General features: G+C 32.3%; 18 protein-coding genes. 17 read left to right on the top strand and 1 reads right to left on the bottom strand.

Annotation, left to right across the window (positions count from 1 at the left end):
* Positions 1 to 119 precede the first annotated feature (119 nt).
* The 7 genes from HO345_RS11925 to HO345_RS11895 all read left to right on the top strand — a co-directional run bounded on the left by HO345_RS11925 (position 120) and on the right by HO345_RS11895 (position 10203).
* Positions 120 to 1700: a type I restriction-modification system subunit M gene (locus tag HO345_RS11925; protein ID WP_253683085.1), complete on the top strand. Its 1581-nt coding sequence runs from the start codon at positions 120 to 122 to the stop codon at positions 1698 to 1700.
* Positions 1693 to 2715, top strand: coding sequence for a virulence RhuM family protein (locus HO345_RS11920; protein WP_253683084.1), 1023 nt, complete (start codon positions 1693 to 1695; stop codon positions 2713 to 2715). Before HO345_RS11925 ends, HO345_RS11920 begins: the two co-directional genes overlap by 8 nt.
* Entirely contained in the window at positions 2712 to 4064 is a 1353-nt protein-coding gene (locus HO345_RS11915; RefSeq protein ID WP_253683083.1) for a restriction endonuclease subunit S, read from the top strand. Before HO345_RS11920 ends, HO345_RS11915 begins: the two co-directional genes overlap by 4 nt.
* A gap of 34 nt (positions 4065 to 4098) precedes the next feature.
* Positions 4099 to 4716, top strand: coding sequence for a restriction endonuclease subunit S (locus HO345_RS11910; protein ID WP_253683082.1), 618 nt, complete (start codon positions 4099 to 4101; stop codon positions 4714 to 4716).
* A 21-nt stretch (positions 4717 to 4737) separates the two neighbouring features.
* On the top strand, positions 4738 to 5859 hold the full coding sequence (locus tag HO345_RS11905) for an AAA family ATPase (protein ID WP_253683081.1): 1122 nt from the start codon (positions 4738 to 4740) through the stop codon (positions 5857 to 5859).
* Between the two features lie 5 nt (positions 5860 to 5864).
* Entirely contained in the window at positions 5865 to 8888 is a 3024-nt protein-coding gene (locus HO345_RS11900; protein WP_253683080.1) for a type I restriction endonuclease subunit R, read from the top strand.
* 181 nt (positions 8889 to 9069) lie between these two features.
* Positions 9070 to 10203, top strand: a complete 1134-nt coding sequence (locus tag HO345_RS11895; RefSeq protein ID WP_253683079.1) for a Fic family protein — start codon at positions 9070 to 9072, stop codon at positions 10201 to 10203.
* On the opposite strand, the gene HO345_RS11890 is transcribed toward HO345_RS11895, so the two are convergent.
* Positions 10196 to 10726: an O-acetyl-ADP-ribose deacetylase gene (locus HO345_RS11890; protein WP_253683078.1), complete on the bottom strand. Its 531-nt coding sequence runs from the start codon at positions 10724 to 10726 to the stop codon at positions 10196 to 10198. The genes HO345_RS11895 and HO345_RS11890 overlap by 8 nt on opposite strands.
* A gap of 278 nt (positions 10727 to 11004) precedes the next feature.
* Between HO345_RS11890 and dnaN the strand changes: the two genes are divergently transcribed.
* The 10 genes from dnaN (at position 11005) to HO345_RS11845 (ending at position 19762) form a co-directional block, all read left to right on the top strand.
* On the top strand, positions 11005 to 12108 hold the full coding sequence (gene dnaN, locus HO345_RS11885) for a DNA polymerase III subunit beta (protein WP_002673039.1): 1104 nt from the start codon (positions 11005 to 11007) through the stop codon (positions 12106 to 12108).
* An 8-nt stretch (positions 12109 to 12116) separates the two neighbouring features.
* Positions 12117 to 13199 carry a DNA replication/repair protein RecF gene (gene recF, locus HO345_RS11880; RefSeq protein ID WP_253683077.1) on the top strand — a complete coding sequence of 361 codons (1083 nt, stop codon included), beginning with the start codon at positions 12117 to 12119 and terminating at the stop codon, positions 13197 to 13199.
* Between the two features lie 200 nt (positions 13200 to 13399).
* Positions 13400 to 14953, top strand: a complete 1554-nt coding sequence (locus HO345_RS11875; protein ID WP_253683076.1) for an NAD(P)/FAD-dependent oxidoreductase — start codon at positions 13400 to 13402, stop codon at positions 14951 to 14953.
* A complete protein-coding gene (locus HO345_RS11870) occupies positions 14937 to 16676 on the top strand; it encodes a hypothetical protein (RefSeq protein ID WP_253683075.1) in 1740 nt (579 codons plus the stop codon). The genes HO345_RS11875 and HO345_RS11870 overlap by 17 nt, the downstream gene beginning before the upstream one ends.
* An 11-nt stretch (positions 16677 to 16687) precedes the next feature.
* A complete protein-coding gene (locus HO345_RS11865) occupies positions 16688 to 17077 on the top strand; it encodes a GtrA family protein (protein WP_253683074.1) in 390 nt (129 codons plus the stop codon).
* Positions 17078 to 17314: 237 nt separating this feature from the next.
* Positions 17315 to 17572: a type III toxin-antitoxin system ToxN/AbiQ family toxin gene (locus HO345_RS13175; RefSeq protein ID WP_495574029.1), complete on the top strand. Its 258-nt coding sequence runs from the start codon at positions 17315 to 17317 to the stop codon at positions 17570 to 17572.
* A 272-nt stretch (positions 17573 to 17844) separates the two neighbouring features.
* Positions 17845 to 17994: a hypothetical protein gene (locus tag HO345_RS11860; protein WP_253683073.1), complete on the top strand. Its 150-nt coding sequence runs from the start codon at positions 17845 to 17847 to the stop codon at positions 17992 to 17994.
* Positions 17995 to 18358: 364 nt separating this feature from the next.
* The gene (locus tag HO345_RS11855) at positions 18359 to 18580 is read left to right on the top strand and encodes a DUF2281 domain-containing protein (protein WP_253683072.1); all 222 of its coding nucleotides are present in this window, start codon (positions 18359 to 18361) and stop codon (positions 18578 to 18580) included.
* On the top strand, positions 18580 to 18954 hold the full coding sequence (locus HO345_RS11850; protein WP_253683071.1) for a type II toxin-antitoxin system VapC family toxin: 375 nt from the start codon (positions 18580 to 18582) through the stop codon (positions 18952 to 18954). Before HO345_RS11855 ends, HO345_RS11850 begins: the two co-directional genes overlap by 1 nt.
* 289 nt (positions 18955 to 19243) lie before the next feature.
* Complete coding sequence (locus HO345_RS11845; RefSeq protein ID WP_253683070.1) at positions 19244 to 19762, top strand: hypothetical protein; 519 nt, start codon at positions 19244 to 19246, stop codon at positions 19760 to 19762.
* Positions 19763 to 19815: the final 53 nt, after the last annotated feature.

Genomic DNA, 19815 nt, shown 5'->3' with positions numbered 1-19815 from the left:
AAAAAATAATAACAAAATACACAATAAATACACTAGTTGGAACTCTCTCAAATTTATTGTATAATAGTCGGTAAATTTTATTAAAAAATTTAAAATAAACTAATAAAAAGGCAGCGAGAATGTCCGATCACTCAAAAGCAAATAATGGAATAATACAAAGAACAGAGCTACACAGAAAAATTTGGTCTATTGCAGATAATGTAAGGGGAGCGGTAGACGGTTGGGATTTTAAGCAATATATATTGGGAATTCTTTTTTACCGGTTTATATCGGAAAACATGGCCGAATTTTTTAACTCTGCAGAACATGAAGCAGGGGACACTGATTTTGACTATGCAAAGATTTCCGATAAAGAAGCTGAGACAGATTTTAGACCGAATACCGTAGAAGACAAGGGCTTTTTCATCCTGCCGAGTCAGCTATTTAAAAATGTTGCAGCAAAAGCAAAGGATAACGAAAATTTAAATACCGATTTAGCTAATATTTTTAAAGCAATTGAAGGAAGTGCCGTCGGTTTTGCCTCAGAAGACGATATAAAGGGGTTATTTGAAGATGTGGACACGACAAGTAATCGCTTAGGCGGAACGGTGGCCGAAAAGAACAAGCGGTTAACAGATATATTAACGGGAATTGCAGAAATCAATTTCGGAGATTTTAAAAACAACGATATCGACGCATTCGGCGATGCCTATGAGTATTTGATTTCCAATTATGCAAGCAATGCGGGAAAATCGGGAGGAGAATTTTTTACTCCGCAAACGGTATCAAAACTTTTAGCTCGGCTTGTCATGGACGGAAAAACAAGTATTAACAAGGTATATGACCCGACCTGCGGGAGCGGCTCCTTGCTTTTGCAAATGAAAAAACAGTTTGACGAACATATTATAGACGAAGGTTTTTTCGGACAGGAAATAAACATGACCAATTTTAACCTTGCCCGTATGAATATGTTTTTACACAATGTCAACTACAACAATTTTTCTATTAAGCGGGGCGATACCCTTTTAAATCCCCTTCACAAAAATGAAAAACCCTTTGATGCAATCGTCTCAAACCCGCCCTACTCCATCAAATGGGTAGGCGACGATGATCCGACTCTTATAAATGATGAACGGTATGCACCAGCGGGAAAACTGGCACCGAAATCTTACGCCGACTACGCCTTTATAATGCACTCCTTGAGTTATCTTTCCAGTCAAGGACGGGCAGCCATTGTATGCTTCCCGGGGATTTTTTACCGCAAAGGAGCGGAAAGAACAATCCGGAAATACCTAGTGGATAATAACTTTATAGACTGTGTAATTCAGCTTCCTGAAAATTTATTTTTCGGAACCTCGATAGCAACCTGTGTCTTGGTAATGGCAAAGAATAAAACCGAAAATAAAATTTTATTTATTGATGCAAGTAAAGAATTTAAAAAAGAGACAAACAACAATATTTTAGAAGAAAAAAACATAGATACGATAGTTAAAGAATTTAGAAAAAGAAGCGGAAAAGAACATTTTTCGAGATATATAGAAAGAGACGAAATAGAAGAAAATGACTATAATCTTTCCGTTTCAACCTATGTAGAAAAAGAAGATACGAGAGAAATCATAGACATTAAAGTGCTGAATAGGGAAATCGCGAAAACCGTCAGCAGGATAGATGAACTGAGAGCTGCCATAAACGAAATCGTCAAGGAGCTTGAAGATGAATAAAGAAATAAAAAATGATAATGGTGAAATTCTAATTTATAATACGGAAGATGGTTTAACAAAAATAGACGTTCATTTTGTTGACGAAACGGTTTGGTTATCACAACAACAAATGTCCGACTTATTTCAAACATCAAGAACCAATGTGGTTGAACATATTAAAAATATATACGAAGAAGAAGAGCTGGATGAAGATTCAACTTGTCGGAAATTCCGACAGGTTCGCACAGAAGGGAATCGCACTGTTACAAGAGAAATACCATTTTATAATCTGGATATGATAATTTCTATAGGTTATAGGATTAAATCAAAAATTGCTACGAATTTTAGAAGATGGGCTACAGAACGTTTAAAAGAATACATCATAAAAGGTTTTGCGATAGACGATGACAGGCTCAAAAACCTTGGAGGCAGCAATTACTTTAAAGAACTTTTAGACAGAATCAGGGATATCCGTTCAAGCGAAAAGGTTTTTTACCGGCAACTTTTGGATTTATTTGCCACTAGCATCGACTACAACGCGAATACCGAAGAAGCCAAATTATTTTTTGCAACCGTACAAAACAAGATGCATTATGCGATACACAATCACACAGCAGCCGAATTGATTTACGGCCGGGTAGATAGCGAAAAAGAGTTTATGGGACTTACCGTATTTAAAGGAGAACTTCCAACCTTAAGAGAAGCTAAAACGGCAAAAAACTATCTGACAGAAAAAGAACTAAAAGGTTTAAACAATTTAGTATCCGGTTATCTGGATTTTGCAGAAAGACAAGCACAAAAAGAAATTCCTATGACAATGAAGGATTGGATAGAACATGTGGACAAAATACTTGAAGCCGCAGGCGAAAATCTTTTAACCGGCAGCGGAACGGTATCTAGGCCGCAGATGGAAAACAGGGTAGAAGCAGAATACAAAAAATACTCTATGAAAACTTTTAGCCAAGTAGAAAAAGACTATCTAAATGAATTAAAACGCCTCGAAACCCTTGCTAAAAAAGGCGGCACAAAAAAATGAATAAGATAGATGAAATGTTGAAAAATGAAAAAGTAGAATGGAAGAGATTGGATTCACTAATTGAATATGAACAACCAACGGATTATATAGTTAAAACGACAAATTATAATGACAAATATAATACTCCGGTTCTAACCGCCGGGCAAACATTTATACTTGGATTTACCGATGAGAAACAAGGTATATACAATGCGAATAAGGAAAATCCTGTTATCATATTTGATGATTTTACTAGCAGTAATCAGTGGGTAGACTTTAATTTTAAAGTTAAATCATCGGCAATGAAAATCTTAAAACCAAGAGAGGGTGTCAATTTAAGATATTGTTATCATTATATGCAAATAATCAAAATTGATACAACAGAACACAAACGATTATGGATTTCAAAATACTCGCAAATAGAAATCCCTATCCCTTCTTTACAAACCCAAGAAAAAATCGTAAAAATACTTGATACATTTACAGAATTACAAACAGAATTACAAACAGAATTACAAACAAGAATCAAACAATATTCTTATTATCGAGATACGCTGTTAAGTGAAAAGTATTTAAATAAGATTTCTGAAAAGATAGATAAATTAGAAAATCAAAGAAATATTTACTGGTGTAGCATTAAAGAAATATGTATAAGACAAAAAGGAATTAATATTACAGCCGAGAAAATGAAAAAGATTAATAAACTTGGAGCAAGTATAAAAATTTTTGCCGGCGGTAATACAGTTGCTTATGTTAATGAAAAAGATATTGATAAAGAAAAAATAATAAATCAGCCAAGCATAATTGTTAAATCTCGTGGAAATATAGACTTTGAATTTTATGATGGGCCATTTAGTCATAAAAATGAAATGTGGTCATATGCGACTCTGGATAAAAAACTATTAAATATTAAATATTTATATTATTATTTAAAAAGCAATGTTAAGTATTTTAAAGACAATGCTATTTCAGGAAAATTACCTCAGATATCAACTAGCATTACCGATAATTATAAGGTTCCTGTCCCAGATATTTTAATCCAAAACAAAGTAGTACAAATATTAGATAAATTCCAATCATTAGTTGAAGATACAAAAGGCTTACTCCCTCAAGAAATTGAACAAAGAAAAAAACAATATGAATATTATCGGGAAAAGCTCTTGACATTTTTCGTAAAATGTGATAATTGCGACAGCAGACAGCAGACAGCAGACAGCAGACAGCAGACAGCAGACAGCAGACAGCAGACAGCAGACAGCAGACAGCAGACAGCAGACAGCAGACAGCAGACAGCAGACAGCAGACAGCAGACAGCAGACAGCAGACAGCAGACAGCAGACAGCAGACAGCAGACAGCTAATATCAAATGATTATTTTGTTTTATTAAAAGAGGCGGCGGATATTGTGGGCATAAAACTTTTTGGTGTAGAATGGAAAAAGTTAGAAAATGTTTCTGATATTGTACTCGGAGGAACACCTGATAGAACAAAAAATGAGTATTGGCAAAATGGTAATATTCCTTGGATGAGTAGTGGTGAAGTAAATAAAAAAATAATATATAGCACTAATGATTTTATCACAAAAAAAGGTTATGATAATTCAAGTGCAACATTAGTTCCGGCCAGTTCAACAGTAGTTGCTTTAGCCGGTCAAGGAAAAACAAGAGGAATGGTAGCAAGAATAAAAATAGAACTTTCTACAAATCAATCTTTAGCAACATTAATACCTAATGAATATCTAAATAATGATTATCTTTATTATTATTTAGAGGGGCAATATAATAAATTAAGAAATGTTTCATCAGGTGATGGAAGCCGAGGAGGTCTTAACAAAGAGATTTTGAAAAAATTTTCAATCCCCCTCCCCTCTCTCTCTGTTCAGAAATACATCGTATCAATCCTTGATAAATTCGATACATTGGCACATAATATTTCGGAAGGGCTGCCGAAAGAAATTGAACAAAGAAAAAAACAATATGAATATTATCGGGAAAAATTATTAAATTTTCCTAAACCAAATTAGATATATATAGAGAGATAAAACATGGAAGAATATAATTCTTTAACAGAAATAGCTCAAAGAATAAAAGATTCAAATAAAAAGATTACTTTACTATATGCGTTTAATGGTACAGGAAAAACCAGATTATCTATGGACTTCAAAGACTTGGTCAATGAGGTAAAAGATGATGAAGCAATTAAACATGTAATATATTACAATGCATTTACACAGGATTTATTTTTTTGGGATAATGATTTAGAGAATGATAATGAAAGAAAATTAAAGATTAATAAAAACTCCGAATTTATTGACCTTATAGAAAGACAGGGAAAAGAAACCGAAATAGTAAAAAGATTTAAAGAATTTACCTTTTCAAAAATTGAACCGGATATAAATATAAGCACCGGAGAGATTACCTTTAGTTTACCGACAGGAGATAAAAAAGCTATCCCAAATATAAAGATTTCTAAAGGCGAAGAAAGTATTTTTATTTGGACTGTATTTTTTGTCCTAATGGAAACGATTATATCTGAACTAAATATTGATGAAATCAGTGATAGAAGTACAGATGAATTCAATTCTATTCAGTATATTTTTATAGATGATCCTGTATCTTCTTTAGATGATAATAATCTAATACATCTGGCTATTTCTCTGAGTAAGGTAATAGCTAATTCAAAAAATGATGAATTAAGGTTTATAATCACAACACATCATGCATTATTTTACAATGTATTATTTAATGAATTTAAAAGCGAAAGAAATATATCAGATAATAAAAAAGAATATTGTTTATTACAAAAAAATGATAATAATAGATATTTGCTTAATAAGCAAAATGATACACCATTTGGATATCACTTATTTATCAAAAAAATAATTCAAGAAGCAATTGATAATAATAAAATTGAGCGATACCATTTTATGCTATTTAGAAATTTATTAGAGAAAACCGCAACTTTTCTCGGTTATAATAGTTGGGGTGATTTGATTGCGATTGAAAAGATGTCTGAAGAAGATAAAAAAGCATATGTAAGATTTATTAATTTATTTTCACATAACAAAATATCAGATTTAGAAGCAAAAGAACTAAAGCAATATGAAAAAAATTTATTGGACGTTTTATTCAATAATTTTAAAAAAACATATAAATGGAAGGAGTAATTTAAATGCCTGAAGACAGTATAAAATACGGTACATCTACCATAGCCGAAATGACCAATGGAATTATCTTAGCCCATTTTGAAAAAGGCTTATATGCAGAAGAGACATCATATCAAAGCGAGGCAGAACTTGAACAAACTATGATTGATAATTTGGTTTCGCAAGGCTATGAAAGACTTGCAATAAGATCAAATGAAGACTTATATGCAAATTTAAAAATCCAAATTGAAAAATTAAATGGTATTACATTTTCATTGGAAGAATGGAATCGTTTTTTACAGGAATATTTGGATGCTCCAAACGATGGTATGATCGAAAAAACCCGCAAAGTCCAAGAAAATCATGTTTATGATTTTATCTTTGATGATGGGCATGTAAAAAATATAAAAATCATCGACAAAAAAAATATTCATAATAATTTTTTACAGGTAATAAATCAGGTTGTTGGAGAAGGAACTAAACGCAACCGTTACGATGTAACGGTATTAGTAAACGGCTTACCTCTTGTGCATATTGAATTAAAAAAACGCGGCGTAAATCTCCACGAAGCCTTTAATCAAATACACCGATACAGTAAAGAAAGCTTTAACAGCAACAATTCCCTATATAAATATGTACAAATTTTTGTTATTTCCAACGGAACATATACCAGATATTTTGCAAATACCACAGCCCAAAATAAAAATAATTATGAATTTACCTGTGAATGGGCGGATGCAAAAAACAGGATTATTCGGGATTTGGAAGATTTTACAAAAACCTTTTTTGAAAAACGGGTTATCCTTGAAGTTCTTACAAAGTATTGCATATTTGATGTTAATAACACCCTCCTCATTATGAGGCCTTATCAAATTGCAGCAGCCGAACGGATTTTATGGAAAATAAAATCAAGCTATGAAGCAAAAAAAGCAGGAAAGCAAGGAGCAGGCGGTTTTATTTGGCATACAACAGGTTCAGGCAAAACGCTTACCTCTTTTAAAGCTGCACGGCTTGCAACTGAACTGAATTTTATCGGCAAGGTATTTTTTGTAGTAGACAGAAAAGACTTGGATTACCAAACCATGAAGGAGTATCAAAGATTTCAACCTGACAGTGTAAACGGAAGCAAGGATACAAAAAAGCTCAAAGAATCAATTGAAAAAGATGACAACCGAATCGTAGTTACCACAATTCAAAAATTGAATGAATTTGTCAAAAAAAATCCTTCTCATGAAATTTATGATAAGCATTGTGTTCTTATATTTGATGAATGTCATCGCTCTCAATTCGGAGAGGCTCAGAAAAATATAAGAAAATCTTTTAAAAAGCATTATCAATTCGGCTTTACGGGAACTCCTATATTCCCCGAAAATTCTTTTGGAGGCGATACTACATCGGGAATATTCGGAGCACAGCTCCACAGTTATGTTATTACGGATGCAATTCGTGACGGAAAAGTTTTAAAATTTAAGGTTGACTATAATAACATCACGCCAAAATTTAAAACTGCAGAGAAAGAAGAAGACGAAAAAAAATTAGCTGCGTTGGAAAAAAAGATGCTGCTTCATCCTGAGCGGATAGCAGAAATAACAAAACATATTTTAAAAGTATTCGATACAAAGACACATAGAAACGAGTATTATGATTTAAAGCATAGAAGATTAAACGGCTTTAATGCTATGTTTGCTGTACAAAGCATTGAAGCAGCAAAATTATATTATGAAGAATTTCAAAAACAACAAGAAAATTTACCCGAAGAAAAGAAATTAAAAATCGCAACTATTTACAGTTTTGCAGCCAATGAAGAGCAAGCAGCCATCGGCGAAATATCCGAAGAAAATTTTGATGTATCCGCGATGGATTCTACTTCAAAAGAATTTTTAGACAAGGTTATTGCGGATTATAACGGATATTTCAAAACAAACTTTTCGACAAACGGCTATGAGTTTCAAAACTATTACAAAGATTTATCGCTGAAAGTAAAAGATAAAGAAGTCGATCTGCTTATTGTTGTCGGAATGTTTTTAACCGGCTTTGATGCCCCGACATTAAATACATTATTTGTAGACAAAAATCTTAAATTTCACGGACTCATTCAAGCTTTTTCAAGAACAAACCGTATACTAAATAAGGTAAAAACCTTTGGAAATATCGTTTGTTTTAGAGACTTGGAAAAAGCAACTCAAGATGCCATCAAAACTTTTGGCGATGAAAACAGTGTAAATATTATTTTGGAAAAAAGCTATGAAGAATATATACATGGTTTTACTGATGAAGAAACAGGAGCAGTTATAAAAGGCTATATAGAAATATGCAATGAACTTACAACCAAATTTCCCGATCCTGCCGAAATTGTACACGAATCGGAGAAAAAAGAATTTGTAAGGCTCTTTGGAGAACTATTGCAAGCTGAAAATATTCTAAGAAACTTTGACGAATTTGAAAACTTTGAAAGAATCATCTCCGAAAGACAAATGCAGGATATGAAAAGTGTCTATGTTGATATCAGAGAAGCCATTTTCAATTCGCAGCGGCACGATAAAATCGGCGGAGAATATACTGATTTTTCAGACATAGAATTCCAAATTGATTTACTTAAAACGGATGAAATAAATTTGGATTATATTTTGGCTTTGATTTTTGAAAAATCAAAAGGTAATGATGATATTGAAAATTTAAAATCAGAAGTTCGCAGGGTTATAAGATCAAGTCTAGGCACTAGAGCAAAAGAAGAATTGATTATGGACTTTATAAACAAGACTAAATTATCCGAATTAAAAAACACCGATGACATACTTGAAAACTTTTACAGTTTTGCAAAAAAGGAAAAAGAAAATAAGATTAAAAATTTAGTCGAAGAAGAAAAATTAAAAGAAGAATCGAGGCGGTTTATAGAAAAAGCCATAGGAAAGGGTTATGTAGAATATGCAGGAGATGAGCTGGATCGCATTATACCGCCTACATCACGCCGTCACGGAGCAAGAGAAAAGAAAAAAGAATCTGTTTTGGATAAAATAAGACATATTGTCGAAGTCTTCGTCGGTATTTAAATAAATTTCCTTAAATAGACTTCCGTAAAATAAAGAAATTTTATTGTCAAGCATGAAAATACTTCGAAAATCGTCATTAAAGTAAATTATAAATTCTCATAATTTACTTTAAGCCTTTAAAGTAAATTATAACTTGCTATTTTGCTAAATTTATGTTAAAATAAGTCCATTAGGAGAAAAAATGGATATAAAAGACTTTAAATCCGGCAGCTTAAAACAAGGATATAAATATCAATATTTTATGCCTGAAAAGATAAATCATGATTTTTCATGGGAAGATACCTCTATTAACACTCTTTTAGAAAAAGCTTCTTTTCATTTAGGAGCCTTAAATTCTTTTTCATCTCTGGTTCCCGATGCAGATATGTTTATCATAATGCATATTTTTAAAGAAGCCGTTATATCAAACCGTATTGAAGGAACTCGAACAAATATTGAAGAAGCATTAAATGAACAAGAAAATTTAGACCCCGAAAAAAGAGACGATTGGCAGGAAGTTCATAATTATGTAAAAGCCATGAATAATGCAATAGAGGAGCTTGAAAAATTACCGCTTTCAAACCGTTTGATTAAAAATACTCATAAAATACTACTTTCAAGGGGAAGAGGAGAGCATAAAAGCCCGGGAGAATTCCGGATTTCTCAAAATTGGATAGGCGGAACAAGTCTTTCGGATGCAGTTTTTATCCCCCCTGCACATGAAGAACTTCCCGAGCTTTTATCGGACTTGGAGCTTTTTTTAAATAATGCCAATATCAACATTCCTCACTTAATACGTATTGCAATAGCCCACTACCAATTTGAAACAATACACCCCTTTTTAGACGGTAATGGACGAATCGGAAGACTTTTGATAAGTCTTTATTTGGTACACAGCAATATCCTACAAAAACCGCTTTTATATCTTTCCGATTTTTTTGAAAAAAATAAAACCCTTTATTATGACAACCTCACCTTTGTACGGACAAAAAATGATATGTCTCAATGGATAAAGTATTTTTTAGAGGGAGTAAGTCAAACCGCCGAAAATTCGACACAAACCTTAAAGAAAATAATTGAGCTAAAAACCGATTTGGAAAAAAACAAGCTGCTTTCTCTTGGTAAACGTACCAAAACGGCAAACGAATTTTTATATTTCCTTTTTCATAGTCCCGTTATTACAAGTACTGCCCTCCAAAAAGAAATGAAAATTACAGCCAAAACAGCCAATAGCTTAATAAAGGCCTTTATCGGACTGAATATACTCAAAGAACGTACAGGATATTCACGAAATAGAATATTTGTTTTTGATAAATATGTAGATCTTTTTATTTAGTATAATTTTTTTCCATTATTTTCCTATAAATCTCCTCATTTTCTTTTCCAAAGCAGACGATAAAAACCTTCATACAATCCTTATGTTCTTTTAAAAATGCGGAAATCTCATTTAAGGCTATTTTTGCGGCTTCTTCTTTAGGATAACCATAAACTCCGGTACTTATACAAGGAAAAGCTATGGATTTACAGCCATATTCAAAAGCTAAATTTAAACAAGACCTATAAGAATTCGCTAAAAGTTCAGGTTCTCCGTTTTTTCCGTTCTCATAAACAGGGCCGGGAGTGTGTATCACATATTTTGAAGGAAGTTTATAGGCTCCCGTTATCTTAGCTTCCCCTATTTTACAGCCCTTTAAGGTTCTACATTCTTCCAATAATTCCGGGCCTGCAGCGGCATGAATAGCTCCATCAACACCGCTTCCGCCTAAAAGAGTAGTATTTGCAGCGTTTACGATAGCATCTACTTTTAATTTTGTAATATCGGCATTTATTATTTCTATTAAAGTACTTGTATTTTCCATAATTATAGATTATAACATAAAAATCAAAATAAAACACCATATTTTGACTGTATAACCTCTGTATTTTTTTTAGAATATATGTTAATATATAACCGAGTTTTGTGGATAACTTTTTTATTGCTGTATAATCAGTAATAAGATGTTTATAATTTTACGAACTTATAAATATTCTAATTCAATATTCAATATAGAATTAAGTAACTTATCAACAAATTCACAGGGCTTACTACTATAACTACTAATTATTATAAAAGATATAATAAACTAAGGAGAAAAAAATGAAAATAAGTTTTGACAGAGACACTCTTTTAAAAGAAATATCCATCGCTCAGGAAATTATCGCTACAAAAACGGCTTTAACGATTCTTTCAAACGTATTGTTATCGGTTAAAGACGGAAGCCTTACGATAAAGGCCACAGATATAAAGGTCAGCTTTGAAACAAAAATACCAGTAAACATAATCGAAGAAGGCTCAACAACTGTTTTTTGCGATAAATTCGCAGGTATTCTTTCATCTCTGCCATCAGGAGAAGTAGAAATAGAACAAAAAGACCAAAAACTCACGATAAAATCGGTAGTAAAAAAAGCAAAATTCCAACTTAAAACAATACCTGAAAATGACTTCCCTGCCTTTACGGAACCTACAAATGTAAACTTCTTTAATATTCCCACAAAAGAATTTAAAGAAATGATTCATCAAACTATTTTTTCGGTTTCGGATGATGAAACACGCTACTTTATGAACGGTGTTTATATCGAAAATAAAGAAGATACCTTATATTTTGTTGCAACCGACGGAAGGCGTCTTGCTCATATCAAGAAAAATTTCGGAATACCTATTCCCGAATTTAAAGGAGTAATTGTTCCTCCTAAAATTTTAAACATCATCAACAAAAGAGCATCTGATGAAGGAAATATAGAAGTAGGAATCGGTGAAAAAAACATATTCTTTAATTTTAATTCTTATAAATTCTCCTCAGTTCTAATCGACGGTCAATTCCCCAATTATGAAAGAGTAATTCCTGAAAATCAAAACCTTTCCTTTGAAGTTTCAAGAACGGAATTTATAGAAGCTTTAAAACGCGTTTCTCTTTTGGTAGAATTAAAAACAAGAAGAATATTTTTAAACATTCTTCCCGGTTCTCTTATTATTTCTTCTCAAGAAAATGAAATAGGAAGTGCACGCGAAGAAATTCCTTGTAAATATGACGGTCAAGAAGTTATGCTGGCCTTAAACTATGTTTATATAGAAGATCCTTTAAAGACCATCACTTCAGACAGAATAAAGGTAGAATTTACCGAAGCTATGAAAGCTATAACATTAAAACCTGAACCTGAAGAAGACTTTTTCCATATAATAATGCCTATGCAGACGGAGTAAGGTTATAAGTGCCCTTTCTTTCCGCTTCTTTCTATAATTTTAGAAATCTGGAAAATGCTACAGTAAATATTTCTTCCCCTGAAGTTTTTTTAGTAGGAAAAAACGGACAGGGGAAGACTAATTTTTTAGAAGCCCTCTATGTTTCTTCTTATGGAACTTCATTTAGAACACGTTCTTTAGCTCAGATATGTACAAAAGATGAAAAAGAATTTAGTATAAGGGCTCTTTACAAAGAAACCGATCAAATAAGCCATACTATTTCCATAATAATTCAAGATAAAAAAAAAGACATTCAAAAGAATTTTAAAAAAATTAAAAACTCTAAGGAATTGATAAGCACTATTCCCTGTATTTTGTTTCATGGGGACGATATAGAATTTGCCGTCGGAACTCCTTCAAGGAAGAGATTTTTTATAGATCAATCGGTTTCATTGTGCAATTCCGACTTTATAGAAGCCTTAGTAAAATATTCAAAGGCCTTAAAATCAAGAAATGTAATTTTAGAACAAAAAAAAGCTTCTCTTTTAGATTCTATAGATGAAATTTTTGCTTCCCTTGCTCTTTTAATCACTAGTGATAGAAAAAACATTGTAGAAGAGTATGCAAAGCATTTTTCTTTAATCTATGAAGAAATAAGCGGCGTTTCCGGTGTAGAAATGGTTTACCGCCCTTCGGTTAAGGTAGAAAGTGAAGAAGATTTGCTAATCTTGCTTGCAGAAAAACGCCAAAACGATCTGATTGATAGAACAAGTTCTATAGGTCCCCACCGCGACCGCATTCATTTTATAAAAGATAAAAAACCCTTTACCGAAAGAGCCTCAAACGGCCAAAGGCGGCTTATCTCCCTTGTTTTAAGAATGATTCAGGCTAAAATATATTCCGAAAAAACCGGCCGAAAGCCCATCTTTTTGATGGACGATATTCTTTTAGAACTCGACCCCGAAAAGCGCCAAAAGTTTATGGAACTCCTCCCCCCCTACGAACAACTTTTTTGCACCTTTCTCCCCGGCGAACCCTACAAAAACTACCAAAAAGAAAACACCAAAATATTTTTTGTTGAAGATGGGAAGTTTAGTGTGGAGAGGGGGTAAGATTTTTATTTGCTCAAGTTAGGTTGTAAATTATTGGTTTTTATGGTATATTGAGGAAGGGTCGAAGGGATGTTATGCTCACACGCCACTGGCGTGGTTTTTGAAAGTAAAAAAAATAAAAATTTAGAGTCTAACATTTCCATAGATTCTTTTGCCCAAAGCCTTCGTTTTACTCGGCTTCGGGCAAACCGGAGAAAAAAATGACTAAAGTCTTAATTATTGGTGCTGGTCCAGCAGGACTAACAGCTGCATTTGAACTACTCTCAAAATCAAAAAATTATGATGTTATGGTTTTTGAAGAAAGTTCTGTATTTGGCGGAATTTCACGTACTGTAAATTACAAAGGAAATCGCATGGACATGGGCGGGCATCGATTCTTTTCGAAAGTCCCAGAAGTAAATGCTTGGTGGCAGAATCTTTTGCCGTTACAGGGAAGTCCTTCAAAAGATGACCTAATTTTAGGCAGATCTGTGTCTTTAGCAGAAAATGGTGCAAACCCAGAAAAAGATGATGAAGTAATGCTTTGCCGACATAGAGTATCGCGAATTCTTTTCGATTCAAAATTCTATGATTATCCTGTTTCATTAAAATTTGCAACGCTTAAGAATATGGGATTCTTCAATACAATGAAGGTTGGTTTTTCTTATCTTCATTCTGTTTTCCATAAATTGCCGGAAACAAATCTGGAAAACTTCTATATAAATCGGTTTGGACGCAAACTTTACGAAATATTTTTTGAGTATTATACAGAAAACCTTTGGGGAAGGCATCCAAGTGAAATTGATGCTTCATGGGGAGCACAGCGTGTAAGAGGGCTTTCTATTTCTACAGTTCTCAAAGACATTTTTGGAAAGATTTTTAAAGGTAAAAATCGCAAAGTTGAAACTTCACTTATCGAGGAATTTAAATATCCAAAACTTGGGCCAGGACAGCTTTGGGATATTACTGCTGAAAAAGTGCGGGAATTGGGAGGCACAATTATAACCAATGCAAAAGTCGTAAGATTTCACAAAAATCATAATAGACAGATTGAGTCTCTCGTTTACGAAAAAGATGGTAAACAAATCGAAGAAAAAGGCGATATTTTTATTTCTTCAATGCCTGTAAAGGATTTAGTCTGCGGAATGAATGATATTCCGTATGATATTGAAAGAATTGCTAAAGGCTTGCCATATCGAGATTACATGTCTCTTGGTGTTCTTGTAAAAAAACTTAAACTCAAGAATAAAACATCTCTAAAAACTGTTGAAAATATAGTTCCAGACTGCTGGGTATATGTGCAGGACAGAAATGTAAAAATGGGACGTTTCCAAATTTACAATAACTGGTCGCCATATATGGTTCAAGATTTGGAAAACACAGTTTGGCTTGGACTCGAATATTTTGTAAATGAAGGCGATGAAATGTGGAACAGCACTGAAGAGGCTTTTTCTACATTTGCCGTTGATGAAATGATAAAACTTGGATTAATAGACAGCAAAGATGATATTTTGGATACACATCTTGAGCGGGTAAAAAAAGCATATCCTGCTTATTTTGATACTTACGATGAAATGGATACATTACGTGACTGGCTCAGCAGTATCGAAAATCTTTACTGTGTAGGTCGTAACGGACAGCATCGTTACAACAACATTGACCATTCTATGATGACTTCGTTTGAAGCCGTAAAAGATATTATGTCTGGAACAAAAGACAAATCAAATATCTGGAATGTAAATACGGAGAAAGAATACCATGAAGAAAGTAAATGATTTCTTTACAATGCATAAATCAGCAAATCTATTTTTACTTTTACTGTTACTAGCCATAACTTTTATTGCTAGTTTTTCAACAATTTTCAAAGTCCATTACGATGAATTGCAAGGAACTCACAGTTGGCTTTCTGGCAGTACAATAAAATTTGTTAATAATTGGCTAGAAGAGACACCACAGAAACTTCACTTTGTAAATTATGAATCTCCCGATTCCATAGAGTTTAATGAAACTACAGAAAGAGGTCCTTATATTTCATATCCATCTGGATGCACCTTATTTGTTTATTTTGCAGCAAAAATAGTAGGCAGAAACACAATAGGAATCAGTTTTTTAAAACATTTTCAGATGATATGTTTTTTGCTTGAAGTTTTGCTTTTTGGATTATTTGTCTATCGATTTTTAGGAAAAAGTGGCATTGAATCTGTAAAAGAGAAACTCTTTGTTTCTTTTGCAACAGCTACTTTTTGGTCTTGGCTTCCGACAAATGTGTGGTATCTCGCAAATGTCTATTTTGCAGACCAATGTATCATTCTTTTTGTAATGGCTTTCCTTTTAGTTGAATACGAATGTTATTATTGTGAAAAGAAATCATTGTCAATTAGCCTAAATTTTATAAAATCAATTTTGATTTTATGCGGAGTTTTGATAGATTACTATTTTTGGATTTTGGCTTTCGTCGCTTTTATTTTTCAAATTGTGATTACTGTAAAATCAGAAAAATCTATCGGTCACATAATTATAAATAGCCTATGGTATGCAATTCCTGTTATTCTTGCTTTAGGCTTTTATGCTTATCAACTGTTTTCTGTTCCAAATTGGAAAAGTATTCTTTTTGCAAAGTTTGAACAAAGAGCTGGACTTGTAAAAACCGACACTGGACCCGGTGTTTTCAACACTCCAAAGTTTATAATAAAAAATCTAATTCGGAATTTTATTTATGCGTTTGGTTTGAAAGAAAACTTGAAAGTTTTACCTTTGCTTTTATTAGTTTTATATCTATTCGTAAAAAAAGCGGATAAAAGTGAAAAAAAATCCCATTTTGTTTACAAAGAAATTATATTTTCAAAAAATGGTATTATTATCATACTTGGAGTTATTTCTCCAATTCTTCAGATTTTGCTGCTAAAAAATCATTCTGCGATTCACGAATTTTCCCAGATAAAACTGAGCTGGATATTTGCAATGTTTCCGCTTGTTGTCTCGTTGATTAGCGTGAACTTCAATAATTATTTTGAAGAAAAAATCGTTTATTTGGGAAAAATTAAGATTTCATATTTTCTAAATTTATTCATAATAAGTTTTCTTTGCATAGCATTTTTAACGGCGGTCCCATTTTCTTCATGGTCTTTTAGAAAGTCTAGAATGGAAGAATATCATGATTATCATTTAGCAGAAATTTTGAAAGACAATACCTCTTTTGAACATGTTTGTTTTTCTTTTTCTTATGAAATTCCAAATAATCCTCCTCAGGAATTAGCAATTTCGAGAAAACAAGTTTATAAAATCAACTCAAAAGAGGAACTGGAATCTTATTTTCCAAACTTGAAAGAAAATGCTAAGAAAATATTTGTAATTGATAAAACTGCTCTATCAACTTTAACTAATGAACAAATAGAATCTCAACTAGATTTACAAAGTTCTAATGTAGCTATTTATGAAGATGACCAATTCTGTCTTTTAGAAATTTGTTCAGACAAGACTTCTGTTCTAGATAAATAAGGAAATTAAAGATGCAGATAAAAAAATCATTAATACACTTTATTCTTTATTTTATTGTCGGAGGTCTAGCAACTATTGTGGAATGGGGAGCTTTCTATGTTTTTGACAACTGGCTTTCATTCCATTATATACTTGCAACTGCACTTGCGTTTGTTCTTTCAACGTTTGCTAATTGGGCATTCGGCAGACTGATTTTATTTAGAGAATCAAAACAAAATACATGGCTTGAATTGGCTAAAATATATGCTGTAAGCATAATCGGCTTATTGCTCAATATTGGAATCATGTATATTGAAGTAGAAAAACTTTTAATGAATGAAATGCTTTCAAAAATGATTGCAACAGGTATCGTTTTTGTTTGGAATTTCTTGATAAGGAAATTTGTTATATATAAAATCTAGGGATTTTGTGTTCTTGACAGCTAAAATGACCTATGCTATATTAAGCATGTAAAGATATCGTGCCTTTGATCGCGAAATTTATACGGCCGGAGCAGTTTTTATTGCTTCGGCACTTTTTTTTATATGGCAGACTTAGAAATCTACGAAATCGATTCAGCTTACATAGAATATCTTTCAAACTTCGAGGAACATCTTTTTAAGAATAAAAAGATAACTTAGGATTTTTCTCGCAAATATATCGGCATAATTCTTGAAATAAATGGATTTAAATATTTTGCTCCACTTTCATCTTTTAAGCCTAAACATAAACGACTTTGCGAAACTATAGATTTTATAAAAGTTGGAATTTACGCTGTTATAAATCTAAACAATATGTTTCCAGCCCCGTTAAATCTTTGTAAAGCAGTTCAGATAGAAAACATAAAAAACGAACATTACAGAAATCTTGTTCGTGCCGAATACCGTATTATTAAACAAAAACTGAACAGATTATAAATAATGCAAAAGATGTTTATAATCACAAAATGATAAATGACGGTAAATCTAAATTAAGTCAGCGTTGTAATGATTTCAGAAATCTTGAATTAAAATGTAAGGAATATTCTGATAAAAAGAAATAAAGCATAACAAGTAGCTCAAAGCCGACAACGCGGTCACGCCGCGTTGCGTTTTAGCTACATAGTTAGGTTGACCTGCCTGAAGGCAGGCAGGTCAACCTAACTATAACATTTATTTCGACCGAAAAATAAATTTATAGGAGTATTTTTATGGCAAGAACAAAAGAAGGTGTAGGAACTGGTATGGGATTAGCTTTAGAACCTCTTGGTGCTATAGCTGGAACTATTCTAGGAGCAGTTATAGGAGGGTTAACCGGAAATAAGGTTGGATCTGAAATAGATCGAGCCGAAGAAAAATAGATACCATAGGTATCATTAACTTGGCATAAGTGTACGAAATAGCGTATGCTTATATCATAAAAACTCCCTTTTTGGACAATAGTTCTTGCAATTTATAAAGCAGTTTTTACTTTTATTTTTAGTGTGAAAGGATATTATTGGGTTGCTGCAGGGTATAAAACGCAAATAGGGATATTTTCTTTATGTTTTATTATTGCTTATTTACGTCTTATCTTTCCAGATTCTGCAGATAATATTTAATTAAGGAAAATTTATTGAAAAATAAATCAAGTTTATGTGTAATCGTTCTTCTTCAGAAATATGATCGAATATATAGAAAAAATCTAGAATTTATGATATATTAAGAATACTGAGGAGGTATATTATGTTATATAGTACACTCGAAAAGAAATTACGGTCACTTCCGCAAGTAGCACTTGAAGAAGTTTCTTCTTATGTAGACTATATTTTTTTTAAATTTACCTTATCGAAAAAAGATACTGTATCAAAAACTCAAAAAAAAGGTTTTGGTTGCCTGAAAGATATTCCATGCAAAATGTCTCCCGACTTCGATGAGCCTATTGACGAGTTTGCGGAGTATATGTGATGTATTTGCTGGATACGCATGCAATAATCTGGTATGTAACTGGTAGTAATGAACTTTCTTTATTGGTACGGACTCTCATGGAAACAAAACGATGTTTTTTCAGTTTTGTATCATTATGGGAAATTGCGATAAAACAAGCAAAAAGAACTCTTGATTTTAAAATTACTATTTCTCAATTAAAAACTGTTCTGGAGAATGAGGAATTTATTTATCTCCATCCAACGGAATATGATGCAGAAGGAATAAAAAATTTACCTGATATTCACAGAGATCCATTCGATAGACTACTTATTGCGCAAGCGATAGAAAATAATCTGACTATAATAACAAGGGATTTAAAAATTCCTTTATATGAAGTAAAAACTATTTGGTAAAATCAATAAAACATAACTCCCGCTTCAACGCTAACAACAAGGACAAGCCGCAAATGCAGGTTAAGCGGTAGTTAGTCATTATCTTTGGGCAATAAAATAAAAGAAGGATAAACAATGGGTAATATGGTAAGACAAAAAAAAGAAGAACAATCAAAGCGAGTTAAATAACGCAATATATCAACGGATTAATTTGCTCTTAAGTATAATTTCTACAATTTGCATAGTTATTGGAGTATTTTATACAGCGTACTCAATCAATGTTAACACTAAAACGAATGAGTTTTATAGTTTGTTAGAAAGTTTTGAAAAGTTTAATAATTCACTGACTTTAGAAGTTGATAATTCTCATCAAAAAAAAGATTTAAGTAATGATTCAGTAATATTGAAGGGTAATGCAGTGATAGAAGAAATTTATATATATCAAAAAGCGAATCAACATGCATTACGGCAAACTTTCAATAAAGATGCGAATATAGTCAATGTGTTTAATGGTAATGTTGGTGATGTAATTGTTGATTCTGATAACAATAAATATGAAGTTGTGGAAAGGAAAAAGAAGGAAATAAATTCAATAAGAGAAATAATTAATAAAATGAGACTTGTTGCTATTCCTCTATTAAACTCTTTAGAAAAAATGCCCAATAGCGAAAGCTATCAACGAATAGTTGTAAGTAATATGTCAAGACTATATTTAGAAGTAATATTAGATAATGCTAATCGGACTGGTGATAGACCTAATTATGAAATTATTAAAAAATTAATTGATAAAGTTGAATTTGTTGGGTTGCCTTTTCAAGATGATAAGTAAAGAAAACCTAGTACCCGCTTCAACGCTGACATTGTGGGCAAGCCAAGTGTTTA

The sequence above is a fragment of the Treponema denticola genome, assembly GCF_024181645.1.
GTDB lineage: Bacteria > Spirochaetota > Spirochaetia > Treponematales > Treponemataceae > Treponema_B > Treponema_B denticola_A.
This window is presented reverse-complemented; position numbering and strand designations above follow the sequence as displayed.

What these genes read in the sequence shown, in the direction of transcription:
- HO345_RS11925 (WP_253683085.1), top strand. Translation starts at nt 120, where the DNA reads ATGTCCGATCACTCAAAAGCAAATAATGGAATAATACAAAGAACAGAG.
- HO345_RS11920 (WP_253683084.1), top strand. Translation starts at nt 1,693, where the DNA reads ATGAATAAAGAAATAAAAAATGATAATGGTGAAATTCTAATTTATAAT.
- HO345_RS11915 (WP_253683083.1), top strand. Translation starts at nt 2,712, where the DNA reads ATGAATAAGATAGATGAAATGTTGAAAAATGAAAAAGTAGAATGGAAG.
- HO345_RS11905 (WP_253683081.1), top strand. Translation starts at nt 4,738, where the DNA reads ATGGAAGAATATAATTCTTTAACAGAAATAGCTCAAAGAATAAAAGAT.
- HO345_RS11900 (WP_253683080.1), top strand. Translation starts at nt 5,865, where the DNA reads ATGCCTGAAGACAGTATAAAATACGGTACATCTACCATAGCCGAAATG.
- HO345_RS11895 (WP_253683079.1), top strand. Translation starts at nt 9,070, where the DNA reads ATGGATATAAAAGACTTTAAATCCGGCAGCTTAAAACAAGGATATAAA.
- HO345_RS11890 (WP_253683078.1), bottom strand. Translation starts at nt 10,726, where the DNA reads ATGGAAAATACAAGTACTTTAATAGAAATAATAAATGCCGATATTACA.
- dnaN (WP_002673039.1), top strand. Translation starts at nt 11,005, where the DNA reads ATGAAAATAAGTTTTGACAGAGACACTCTTTTAAAAGAAATATCCATC.
- HO345_RS11875 (WP_253683076.1), top strand. Translation starts at nt 13,400, where the DNA reads ATGACTAAAGTCTTAATTATTGGTGCTGGTCCAGCAGGACTAACAGCT.
- HO345_RS11870 (WP_253683075.1), top strand. Translation starts at nt 14,937, where the DNA reads ATGAAGAAAGTAAATGATTTCTTTACAATGCATAAATCAGCAAATCTA.
- HO345_RS11865 (WP_253683074.1), top strand. Translation starts at nt 16,688, where the DNA reads ATGCAGATAAAAAAATCATTAATACACTTTATTCTTTATTTTATTGTC.
- HO345_RS11860 (WP_253683073.1), top strand. Translation starts at nt 17,845, where the DNA reads ATGGCAAGAACAAAAGAAGGTGTAGGAACTGGTATGGGATTAGCTTTA.
- HO345_RS11855 (WP_253683072.1), top strand. Translation starts at nt 18,359, where the DNA reads ATGTTATATAGTACACTCGAAAAGAAATTACGGTCACTTCCGCAAGTA.
- HO345_RS11850 (WP_253683071.1), top strand. Translation starts at nt 18,580, where the DNA reads ATGTATTTGCTGGATACGCATGCAATAATCTGGTATGTAACTGGTAGT.